Below are 11,272 nucleotides of genomic sequence, written 5' to 3' on the forward strand. Positions count from 1 at the left end.
AACGTTATATTTCAAATAGAAAGGATGGAAAAAGAGAAGGGTATAAATATTATTTTGAGCTCAATCAATGTAAAACTTGTCCGTTGCATGACCTGTGTACACAAGGGCGTGCAAGAAGAATTCTAACTATTGGGTTGAACACAACAGATTACTATGAAATGTCTCAATATCAGAAGACAGAAAAGTTCAAGGAAAAATATAAAAAAAGAGCTTCGATTGAAGGTAAAAATGCGGAGCTTAAAAGATTTCACGGCCTATCCAGAGCCAGGGGGTATGGTCTATTAAGTGTGTCCATACAATCAAAATTAGCTGCAATCGCAGTTAATATGAAGAGGATATCGGCAATAGTATCCTCTTCATATTCATCTGTTTTAATAAAAAAGCACATTTTTAAAGTGTCATGGTCATTCGAATAAAGGTTTATTAAGAAACATAGAAAAAAACGCTAGTTTTTCACTGGTCCCGAACCGTCCCCCGCTTCCTCTTAATGAGAATTCATAATTAACCTAATCGCTTCTTTATCAAATCCATTTCTAAATGACTGATTCTTTCTTACGCCACTTCCAAAGTGGTACTCGTATGCATGTACTAATTTGTGAATGTTAAGGAAATTATTTGTAGTTAAACCCGAACCAGCTAATATACTAGGACCATCTGTTTGATTTGCAATTTTGATTAATTCTATTAAGTTGTTCTTTCCTTCTTCACATGTTCGTTTTCCACCAGAAGTTAATACACGTTTCACTTGTTCTTTGTACTTACATAGCAATTGATACCCCTCTATTTGAGAGCTTATTTCATCAAAAGCACGGTGAAAAGTTATATCTAATTCAGAAGAGATTTCAATTACTTCTATCAATGTTTCTTCATCTATAGTATGATCATCATTCAGTGCCCCGAATACAATGCCTTTGCCACCAAGATACAACACATTTCGTATATCTTCATAAATGATTTCCTTATCCCCTTGTCTATATGTAAAGTTATAACTATGGGGTCTAATCATAATTTGAACAGGAATGCTGACACTGTTTAGCACTTGCTTAATAGTTGCATAACTAGGGGTTAGCCCACCTTCTTTTATTGCAGAAACTAACTCTAACCTATCTACTCCTAGCCTTTCTGCCTCCATAGCCTCTTCTGCATTTTGAACAATCACTTCAATCATCAATCGTCCACCTCACTTAAAAGGAAGCAGGGAACCGTCCCCTGCTTCCTAATAATCTCTTATCGCTTGTTTCAAGTGCCCACCCATTTTTTCTAAGTGCTCTTTGGCCTTGGCGATATCCGAACCTGTAAGTGCTACAAAAATTGCGACTTTTAACTCTTGATTACACTGGTTATATAAAGCTTCCGCCTCATTATGAGGTAGTTCCGTAATATCCATTAATGTTTGTACCGCTCGTTTGACTAACTTTTTATTTATTGTTTGCACATCAACCATTTGATTTTGATAAACTTTCCCTAGTCGGACCATACTGCCAGTGGAAAGCATGTTTAGTACCATTTTCTGTGCGGTACCTGCTTTTAACCTAGTTGAACCACGAATCACTTCGGGACCAGCGACTACTTCGATGGCAACATCACTAATAGCAGAAGAAGCAGTTTCATGATTACAGCTAATCGAAATCGTGCCTGTTCCCAATTCTTTTCCATACTTAAGTGCCGCCATCACATACGGCGTAGAACCACTGGCACTCACTCCAATCAGGACATCTGTCTTACTTAGGTGATGACTTTCTAATTCTGCTACCACGTCAGTACCATTATCTTCATGTTGCTCTAGGGCTTTCCACATCGCTTCTTTACCACCTGCAATGAAACCAATCCATCTACCATCTTCAACGGAAAATGTAGGACCTAATTCTACAGCATCTACTATCCCTAGTCGTCCGCTTGTTCCCGCTCCTACAATAAATACACGAGCGCCCTCGCGCCACTTTCCTACAATAAAGTCAATCGCAGTTGCTATGCTAGGTAAAGCTTGTTCGACACCAGAATAAATAGCACAATCCTCTTGATTCATGAGTGTCACAATCTCAAGTGATGACATTTCATCGATTGTTAAACTATTCTTATTGGTTGCTTCTGTTACATTTTCACCCATCTCATCACCTCATCAAGGACTTGCATCTTATCTTTTTAAATCTATCATGAACTTATAACGATCGGCGCGATAAGAGGACTTGACCACTTCAAAACGCGTTCCATCTTCTAAACTCGAAGTTCGCTCCATCAACAAGATTGGATCCGCTTCCGCAATCTCTAGATATTTCCTTTCTTCCGCATTAGAAGTCGATGCCTCAATGACTTGGATTCCACTTTCTATTTTCAGGTTGAGTACATTTTCCACATAGGCATACAAGGAATCCTTAACGATATCCTCTGTCAAACCTTGCACGAGATTCGCTGAAATATATGTTCTTTCCAGTGCCATCGGAATTCCTTCTGCTAGTCGAATCCTCTTAATTTCATAAACTGGTCCATGCTCGTTTATCCCAAGTTTATCGGCAAGGTCCGAAGATGCAGGAATAATTTCAAAGTGAATCAGCGAACTGCTTGGTTGCAGACCTCTAGCCTTCATATCTTCTGTAAAACTCGTTAATCCGTGTAAAGGTTGCTCCATTTTCTTTTCCATAACAAACGTGCCTTTTCCTTTTACACGGTGCAAAAAACGTTCGTTCACGAGATTGGTGATTGCCTGGCGCACCGTCATTCGACTAATTTCAAATTGTTCCGCATATTCTCGTTCAGACGGCAGCGCATCCCCTGGCATTAATTCCCCTGTTTCAATCCGTTTCTTTATCTTTTCTTCTAATTGATGATATATAGGAACTGGTGATTGTTTATCAATCATGCCCATTTCTCCTCTCCTAATCATAACTTCATTGTGTTACGGACGATTTTTCATTAGTGTACTGTAATGCTGCCTTATCCGCAACAATTGTCACATGAGCATGATGGTGAAGAGCAGAAGCCGGAAATTGACTATCTACTTGCTTTTCTAAAAGCCGAGCTAGTGCCTTACTTTTCTTTTCTCCCGATACTAAAAGTAAAATCTCCTTACTACGCAAAATCGAGCCAATTCCCATCGTAATTGCTTGTTTCGGCACTTCTTCAATCGAGTCAAAAAATCTAGCATTTGCTTTTCGCGTTGATTCAGCTAAATCAACAATATGTGTAGCAGAATCAAAAGGTGTGCCTGGTTCATTAAAACCAATGTGCCCGTTACTACCAATCCCCAACAGTTGCAAGTCAATACCCCCATGATTCTGTATCTGCTTTTCGTAGTCAATACACGCTTGTTGCTGATTATCTGCCAACCCATTTGGTAGAAATATTTGTTCACGGGGTATATCAATATGATTAAAAAGATGATGATCCATAAACGTATGATAACTATTCGGGTCTTCTACTGGTAATCCGATATACTCATCTAAGTTAAAAGAAGTTACATGCTGATACGACGTCTGGTTCTCTTGATGGTCCTTTACTAAATATTGATAGGTTAATACCGGAGTTGACCCTGTCGCTAGACCTAACACCAATTTTTCAGCTGTGCGTATCCGGTCTAATAGAATCTCTGTTGCTTTTTTGCTTATATCTTCATAATCCTCTACACGAATAATCTGCATTTATACAGTCCTCTCCTTCTGATAAGCAATCTCCCCTTTACAAAAGGTCATCTCGACTTCATTTTCTTCATTTAATACAACGATATCCGCATCCTTACCCGCTGCCAGACTCCCTTTTCGGTCGAATACCCCTATTTCTTTGGCTGGATTTGTCGCTGTCATTTTAATCGATTCTTCTACCGAACAATTCGTAAAAGCGATGATATTTTGAAAGGCATTTCCCATTTTCAGCGTGCTACCAGCAAGTGTCCCATCTGCTAAGATTGCTTTCCCATCGTCTACCGTTACCTGCTGACCACCCAAATCATAACTGCCATTTTTCAAGCATTTAGCGCGCATTGCATCCGTAATTAACACAAGTCGGTCTGCTGTTTTTTGACGAAAGGCAAGCTTAACCGCTTCTTTAGTAGAATGAATGCCATCGACAATCAACTCAACCATTAGTTCATCTTTCAACAAGGCTGCACCAACGACTCCTGGCTCCCGGTGATGAAATTCCCGCATTTGGTTATACAAATGAGTCACATGAGACAAACCACTTTTAATCGCCACTTCCACTTCACTAAAAGTAGCATCCGAATGTCCAATCGAGGAGATGATTCCTTGTTGCTTCAGGTATGCGATTAATAGATGAGCATCCTCCTGCTCTGGCGCTAAAGTAACCAAGCGAATCATATCATTAGAAATTATTTTCCACTTCTTCATTATCTCAACACTTGGATTTAGCACATGCTGGACCGGCTGAGCTCCTGCTCGTATTCCATTAATAAAAGGACCTTCCAAATGAATACCTAAAATTTCAGCTTTCCCTGATTGTTGCCCTCTATGGGTAAAAGCCGCCACATTCGCTAAAGCTGCTTCTATCGCTTCGACACTCTGGGTAATCGTCGTTGCTAGAAAGCTAGTCGTACCTTCTTTTGGCAAGGCAGTTACCATCGTATCTAGAGCATCCGGAGTTGCATCCATGGTATCCGCACCATTAACGCCATGAATATGCACATCAATCATACCTGGAATTATTTTGTACGATTCTGGTAATTCTATCACTTCATAACCGACAACTTCTCCAAGCTCATCATTTGAACCGATTTCCGCAATCTGATTTCTTTCTATTTTTATATAAGCATTGTGGTGTATTTCCGATTCTGTGTACACCACTGCATTTTTTAAAATTAGCATCTTCATTTCCACACCACACTCTTTCCTATATCTTACATTTAGTATAACACACCTAACTATAGTTGTCTATACCAGATAAACCGCAGAATACTGGTACAATGTTAACGTAATATGAATATAACAGTAATGTAAGCGTTTATTTATTTGTCAGAAACCTTGACATTGGTATAGACAACTAAACAATGCTGTGCTAGTATGAATTTGAAAAGATCGAAACTTACAAGGAGGGGTTCATAATGATGAATTATTTACAAAGACTCGGTCGTTCCTTAATGTTACCTGTTGCCGTTCTGCCAGCTGCTGCAATTTTAATGGGTATTGGTTATTGGATTGACCCGTCAGGTTGGGGTTCGGATAGTGCGGTTGCAGCCTTTCTAATCAAGGCAGGTTCTTCTATTATTGATAATATTCCTATTTTATTCGCTGTTGGTGTCGGGCTAGGGATGGCCAAAGAACGAGATGGCTCCGCTGCATTAAGTGGTTTAGTTGCTTTTCTCGTTGCTACAACGTTACTTTCTGGAGACACAGTTGCGTTGCTCAAAGGGATAGAGGTAGCTAATGTCGATCCCGCTTTCGGCAAAATTGAAAATGCATTTGTTGGTATTCTTTCCGGAATTATTGCTTCTATTATGTATAACCGTTTTAGTCAGACGAAATTACCAGATGCGTTAGCATTCTTTAGCGGTAAAAGATTAGTCCCAATTATGACAGCGGTATCGATGATCGTGACATCCGCCCTATTATTCTTCATCTGGCCAGTTGTGTACTCTGGTCTTGTATCATTCGGTACAGCGATTAGTGATTTAGGTTTTGTCGGCGCTGGTATTTATGGGTTTTTTAACCGTATTTTGATTCCAACCGGCCTCCATCATGCTTTAAATGGCGTATTTTGGTTTGATGTTGCTGGCATTAATGATATCGGAAACTTCTGGGCAAATGAAGGGGAAAAAGGCGTGACTGGTATGTACCAGGCTGGATTCTTCCCTGTGATGATGTTTGGTCTTCCTGCTGCTTGTCTAGCGATGTATCACACCGCTAAAACGAAAAAGAAAAAGCAAGTTGCTGCATTAATGCTCGCAGCCGGGTTCGCTGCCTTCTTCACTGGTGTTACTGAACCAATTGAATTCTCATTTATGTTTGTTGCACCAGCACTTTATGTCGTGCACGCACTTCTTACAGGACTTTCACTCGCGATTGCTGCCTTCTTCCAATGGACAGCTGGATTTGGTTTCAGTGCAGGTTTCGTAGACTTTGCACTAAGTTCAGGACTTCCAATTGCGAACCAACCATACATGTTAATTGTGCAAGGACTTGTATTCGGAATCATTTATTATGTAACGTTCCGTTATCTAATTGTTAAATTTAACTTAGCTACACCAGGACGTGAAGCAGATGAAGATGACATATTAGATACTACTTCTAGTAGCAATGAAAATAAAAGTGATAAAGTAATCGCAATGGCTACTCAAATTTATGAAGGGCTAGGCGGAGACGCAAACGTAACATCAGTTGACAATTGTGTGACGCGTTTACGATTAGAAGTAAAAGATATGGATGCCGTTGACCAAAATAAAATAAAAGCAACAGGCATACCAGGCATTAACATAGTAAGTTCTAATAGCATCCAAGTCATCGTCGGTACCCAAGTACAATTTGTTGCCGACGAAATTCATAAGATACGTAACGCTAATAAACGAAAATCAGTTTGACACTTGGAAGCAGGGGACGGTTCCCTGCTTCCAGAATTTATTCTTTAAAATTTTTCTCAAATCGCCAAGCATCTCGGCACATGGCAATAATATCACGCTTTGCTGTCCAACCTAGTTGCTGCTTTGCTTTCATTACATCGGCATGGCACGAAGCTATATCCCCAGGTCTAGGATCAACATTTTCATATGGAATTTCGATGTGATTTGCTTCTTCAAAAGCTTTGACTAACTCTAGAACACTCGTACCTCGTCCAGTTCCTAAGTTGTAGACATGAACACCTTCTGTTAGATTTTCTAATGCCGCAACGTGGCCTTCAGCTAAATCCATCACATGAATATAATCCCGAACTCCTGTACCATCCACCGTTGGATAGTTATTTCCAAACACACGCAACTTCTCCAGTTTACCTTTGGCTACTTGCGTAACGTATGGCATAAGATTATTTGGAATTCCATTAGGGGCTTCACCAATTAATCCACTTTCGTGTGCTCCTATCGGGTTGAAATATCGGAGAATCGATAAAGAAAAATCAGGGTTCGCTCTTGCTATATCCGTTAAAATCCGCTCATTCATTGCTTTTGTTTCACCATATGGATTCGTCCTTGGTAATAGTTCCATCGTTTCTTTGAATGGACTTTCGTTGTCTCCATACACAGTTGCAGATGAACTAAAGACAAACCGATTCACATTATATTTTTGACATACTTTGGCAAGAACCATTGTACTAACAAGATTATTGTAATAATAAGTTAGAGGTATTTTTACAGACTCACCCACTGCTTTTAGTCCTGCAAAATGAATGACCCCATCGAAAGAATGGTTAGAAAAGATGTTATCAACAGCCGTTTCATCAGTCATATCCGTTTCATAAAAAGTAATCTCTTTATTCGTAATTACCTTGATTCTATCTAAGGTTTGGGATTTACTATTGCGCAAATTATCTGCTATCACCACTTGATGCCCTGCGTCTAATAGCGCAACGCAGATATGTGAACCAATAAATCCAGTACCACCCGTTACTAGTATGTTCATTAGAATATGATCTCCCTTCCACTTGAAACAAGCTAACTTATGTGATAATTATAACTTGCTCTACTACGTCAAGACCAGTTGGAAGCAGGGGACGGTTCTCAGCTTCCAAAAAGAAGGTTATAATACCACTGTATTGGGGGTTAGTTAAATGAATATAGAAAAGATAAAGTATTACATTGACCTTGTGGAATGCAGAAATTTTACAGAAACAGCAAAGAAAAATTTTGTCTCTCAAACAACAATTAGTCAACAAATTGCTTCACTTGAAAAAGAGTTTGATATGAAATTAATTGATAGAAAACAAATTCCAATTGAGCCAACGCAAGCTGGTTGGCTTTTTTATGGAGAAGCAGTTGTCCTATGGAAGCAATAGAATCATATGAAAGTGAAAATGGATAATTATCAGCAGTCCCATACGCAATTTTTAAGTATTGAATATTCTACGTTATCAGATATTCAACACTTATTACGATGCATCCCTCCCTTCAAGGAAAGTAATCCAAATATAAAACTTGAATTAAATAAAGTTTTGTTAAAAAATATTTCAGATTTTCTCTATAAAGGAATCTATGACGTTGCAGTTGCAATTGATTCGGAGTTTGAAGGGAAAGAGGCTATTCAAACAAACACTTTATATACTGGTAGATACTGTGCGGTTGTAAGTAAACAACATCCACTTTTTCATCATACATCGATTAAAAAAGAGGAATTATATCCCTATCCACTTGTAATGTTAAATTCAAATGCGATTGGAAAATCCTATTCTATGATGATTCAGCATGCGGTGGAAGATGGTTATCAGCCAAATATTATGCGAACCGTTGATGATGTTGAAACAGAGTTGTTCTATATCATTACGGAGGATTTAATTGGCTTTTTCCCGGACAACTATCAGCTATCATATCCTAAAGAGGAAGTCAGGTTAATTCCATTAGAAGATTCGCATCATACGTTCAAAATCGAAATAGGGTATTTGAAAGAAAATAAGAACCCTGCTTTAGGAGCCTTTCTTGAGGAAATCCGTCATTGGTTTTCCAAATAGGTCATAAGTTTTTTCTATTAGACTTTGTTCATCATTTCACATATTGTAAAGGTATAGAAAATCAATAAACAAATAAGGAGTTGCATAAACGATGGGAAAACTATTATTGACAGGAATTGATGGAAATTTAGGTAAACAAGCAGCTGATTATTTATTGGAGATTGTTGACAAAGAACAAGTTATTTTTTGTGGTTATGACCCAACTGCTCTAAAAGAATATGCAGAACAAGGGATTGAAACACACGAAACTAATTTTAATACAATGGATGGTCTTGTAGATGCTTTTGCTGGTGCCGATAAACTCGCTTTAATCTCTATGCCATTTGTCGGTGAAAAGCGCAACATGCACACAAAAATGTAGTGGATGCAGCGAAACAAGCTGGAGTTAAGCAAATCGTTTATACATCATTAGTAAATGCAGCAGATGAATCCAATCCAAGTGTTGAAGAAATTGATCATATCTTTACAGAAGACTACGTGAAAAGTGTCGGATTAGATTATATCTTCCTTCGCAACTCCCAATATGCAGAAGCGATGGTCACGAATTATTTCACATTTGCCAAAGATGATGGCGTGCTAAAGAACAGCCAAGGCGATGGGAAAATGGCCTATATCTCACGGAGGGATTGTGCCAAAGCTGTTGCTTACGCTTTGGCATCCAATGATTACCACGAAGCTGTGTTGAACATAAATGGTCCAGAATTAATGACGATGACCGAATTCGTAGAAATCGCCAACAAAGTAACTGGTAATCATGTAACCTATCAAGAAATTACGGATGAAGAAAATTATGGGATCTTTGATGCCATGGGTGTTCCACGAACAACAGATGGGAAATTTCAAGAAGGCTCTGAAGCACCTTTTTCATCAGAAGGCATGGTTACTTTTGCTCAAGCGATTCGTTTAGGAAAAATGAATAATTTCACAGATGACTTTAAAAAGCTGACGGGACAAGAGCCGCTTACAGTGGAGTACATGTTCAAGCATGCAGATGACTTCCAAGTTGGTGAACGGCACTCGAAAGATAATTGAGATGGTATAAAAAAGAAACAGAACGCTAGGCGATGAAGCTTTCTGTTTCTTTTTTTATTTGTACAAAACACCAGATAAACTCGGATGAAACCCTGTTCACATGTAGTTAACTGATATTTATTCGAAGGCTTTAATTGGAAGCAGAGAACCGTCCCCTGCTTCATTTTAACTAGCAATATACGTAAAATTGCCCTATTATTAGTAGTAAACATTCCATGGGAAGTGTCAGCATATGCCGTCAACAAAAAACAAACTAGCTACGGATCAAGTTTCATATCGCACTCTTTTATTTTTCTTTCTACCACTTGGCTTATCGGCCAGTCTAGTTACGATTTCACATGTCATTATTAACAGTACACTCGCTCGAGCACCAGACCCAGCGATTGTCATTGCTAGTTATTCCGTTGCCATGAGTATTTTTGCTCTACTCGAAAGGTGCGCTGTCATTCTAAGGCAAACCTGTTCAACCTTAGTTCGAGATAAAAGCTCCTATCGCTTAATGCGAAATGCAACACTTTATGTACTAGGTGCAATTTTTCTAATAAGTCTTGTTATCGCTTACAGTCCATTAGGTACTTTTATCTTTTCCACCTTACTTGGTGTAAGTGATGACATGCTAGAGCCAACCATTGATGCTTACAGAGTATTGATGTTCGTTACGATCTTTTCAGGAATCCGATGTCTTTATCAAGGTGTCATTATATTTAATTTAAAAACTAAATGGCTCACGATTGGAATGGTTTTCAGATTAACTTTTATGGCCTTGATTGCGTGGATCGTACTTGCAAACGATTGGGTGAATCATGGCTACATTGGTGCTTATATATTTTTAGCCGGAATGGCTGTAGAAGCGCTAGTAAGCTTTTTGGAAGGTAGATTCATTGTCAAAAAACTACCCGAGAAAAAGCAAGATCATCCAATTATGTCTCAATCGCAAATTTTCCGTTTCTACAATCCGTTAATGATTGCATCTCTAATTGCTGTTAGTCTGACCCCGACAATCAATGCAGTATTAGGTTGGAGCACAAAGGCTGAAATTGCGATAGCGTCCTATGCTGTTGCATTATCAATTGTTCACTTATTAAACAGTGTCACCTCTTACATTCATCAAATTGTGATTAATTTTTATAAACAGGATAAACGAGCCGTTTTCCGTTTCACGCTATTAGTTAGTTTTATTCCAAGTGTATTTCTCATGCTATTTGCTTATACACCGATTGGAATCTGGATCTTCCAAAATATTATTGGAGTTTCAGGTGAGCTGCTGGATCACAGTATCCTCGCACTTCGGTTTTTTATCTTATTTACCCTTTGCTTTCCTTGGATCGACTTTGCCAATGGCATTTTAATGATAAGAGGGCAAACAAAAGTGATGTCATTTTCACAATCAGGTAACGTTGTTGCAGCAGTAATTGCACTATTTATACTTATTTTCGTCTTTCCTAGTGGTGGTGGATCAATCGGAGCCTTGGCACAATCGATTGGTTTTCTCGTTGAATTAACCATATTATTATTCTTTTTAAACGCAACATCAAAAAAGCCAAAATAGGAAGCAGGGGACGGTTCGGGACCAGTGAAAAACTAGCGTTTTTTTCTATGTTTCTTAATAAACCTTTATTCGAATGACCATGACACTTTAAAA

At 38.7% G+C, this 11,272-nt stretch carries 13 protein-coding genes; 7 read left to right on the forward strand and 6 right to left on the reverse strand.

The features are described from left to right. Positions 1-416: transposase (locus tag QQS35_RS16805; protein ID WP_285933342.1), on the forward strand; the 416-nt coding region annotated here is incomplete at its 5' end. A 68-nt stretch (positions 417-484) separates the two neighbouring features. Here the strand turns inward: QQS35_RS16805 and QQS35_RS16810 are convergent. The 5 genes from QQS35_RS16810 to nagA are packed head-to-tail and all read right to left on the reverse strand — an operon-like array spanning position 485 to position 4,820. Further along, positions 485-1,168 (reverse strand): copper homeostasis protein CutC, encoded by a 684-nt coding sequence (locus QQS35_RS16810; protein ID WP_285933388.1) that lies wholly within the window; start codon positions 1,166-1,168, stop codon positions 485-487. Between the two features lie 48 nt (positions 1,169-1,216). Beyond that, entirely contained in the window at positions 1,217-2,107 is an 891-nt protein-coding gene (gene murQ / locus QQS35_RS16815) for an N-acetylmuramic acid 6-phosphate etherase (RefSeq protein WP_285933389.1), read from the reverse strand. Between the two features lie 27 nt (positions 2,108-2,134). After that, positions 2,135-2,857 carry a GntR family transcriptional regulator gene (locus QQS35_RS16820; RefSeq protein WP_285933399.1) on the reverse strand — a complete coding sequence of 241 codons (723 nt, stop codon included), beginning with the start codon at positions 2,855-2,857 and terminating at the stop codon, positions 2,135-2,137. A gap of 28 nt (positions 2,858-2,885) precedes the next feature. Continuing rightward, positions 2,886-3,635 carry a glucosamine-6-phosphate deaminase gene (gene nagB / locus QQS35_RS16825; RefSeq protein WP_285933390.1) on the reverse strand — a complete coding sequence of 250 codons (750 nt, stop codon included), beginning with the start codon at positions 3,633-3,635 and terminating at the stop codon, positions 2,886-2,888. After that, a complete protein-coding gene (nagA, locus tag QQS35_RS16830) occupies positions 3,636-4,820 on the reverse strand; it encodes an N-acetylglucosamine-6-phosphate deacetylase (RefSeq protein ID WP_285933391.1) in 1,185 nt (394 codons plus the stop codon). A 230-nt stretch (positions 4,821-5,050) separates the two neighbouring features. On the opposite strand from nagA, the gene nagE reads away from it, so the two are divergent. Beyond that, positions 5,051-6,523 carry an N-acetylglucosamine-specific PTS transporter subunit IIBC gene (gene nagE / locus QQS35_RS16835; RefSeq protein ID WP_285933392.1) on the forward strand — a complete coding sequence of 491 codons (1,473 nt, stop codon included), beginning with the start codon at positions 5,051-5,053 and terminating at the stop codon, positions 6,521-6,523. 37 nt (positions 6,524-6,560) lie between these two features. Here nagE and galE read toward each other — a convergent pair whose 3' ends face one another. Beyond that, entirely contained in the window at positions 6,561-7,556 is a 996-nt protein-coding gene (gene galE, locus QQS35_RS16840) for a UDP-glucose 4-epimerase GalE (RefSeq protein WP_285933393.1), read from the reverse strand. A gap of 148 nt (positions 7,557-7,704) precedes the next feature. Between galE and QQS35_RS16845 the strand changes: the two genes are divergently transcribed. The 5 genes from QQS35_RS16845 to QQS35_RS16865 all read left to right on the forward strand — a co-directional run bounded on the left by QQS35_RS16845 (position 7,705) and on the right by QQS35_RS16865 (position 11,179). Continuing rightward, entirely contained in the window at positions 7,705-7,929 is a 225-nt protein-coding gene (locus tag QQS35_RS16845; RefSeq protein WP_285933394.1) for a helix-turn-helix domain-containing protein, read from the forward strand. A 6-nt stretch (positions 7,930-7,935) separates the two neighbouring features. After that, complete coding sequence (locus tag QQS35_RS16850) at positions 7,936-8,598, forward strand: LysR family transcriptional regulator substrate-binding protein (RefSeq protein WP_285933395.1); 663 nt, start codon at positions 7,936-7,938, stop codon at positions 8,596-8,598. 91 nt (positions 8,599-8,689) lie between these two features. Beyond that, a complete protein-coding gene (locus tag QQS35_RS16855) occupies positions 8,690-8,959 on the forward strand; it encodes a Rossmann-fold NAD(P)-binding domain-containing protein (RefSeq protein ID WP_285933396.1) in 270 nt (89 codons plus the stop codon). Continuing rightward, on the forward strand, positions 8,959-9,630 hold the full coding sequence (locus QQS35_RS16860) for an NmrA family NAD(P)-binding protein (protein WP_285933397.1): 672 nt from the start codon (positions 8,959-8,961) through the stop codon (positions 9,628-9,630). The genes QQS35_RS16855 and QQS35_RS16860 overlap by 1 nt, the downstream gene beginning before the upstream one ends. A gap of 232 nt (positions 9,631-9,862) precedes the next feature. Beyond that, positions 9,863-11,179, forward strand: a complete 1,317-nt coding sequence (locus tag QQS35_RS16865; protein ID WP_285933398.1) for a multi antimicrobial extrusion protein MatE — start codon at positions 9,863-9,865, stop codon at positions 11,177-11,179. Positions 11,180-11,272: the final 93 nt, after the last annotated feature.

The sequence above is a fragment of the Aquibacillus rhizosphaerae genome (genome assembly GCF_030282825.1).
In the GTDB taxonomy this organism is placed as follows: Bacteria; Bacillota; Bacilli; order Bacillales; family Amphibacillaceae; genus Aquibacillus_C; species Aquibacillus_C rhizosphaerae.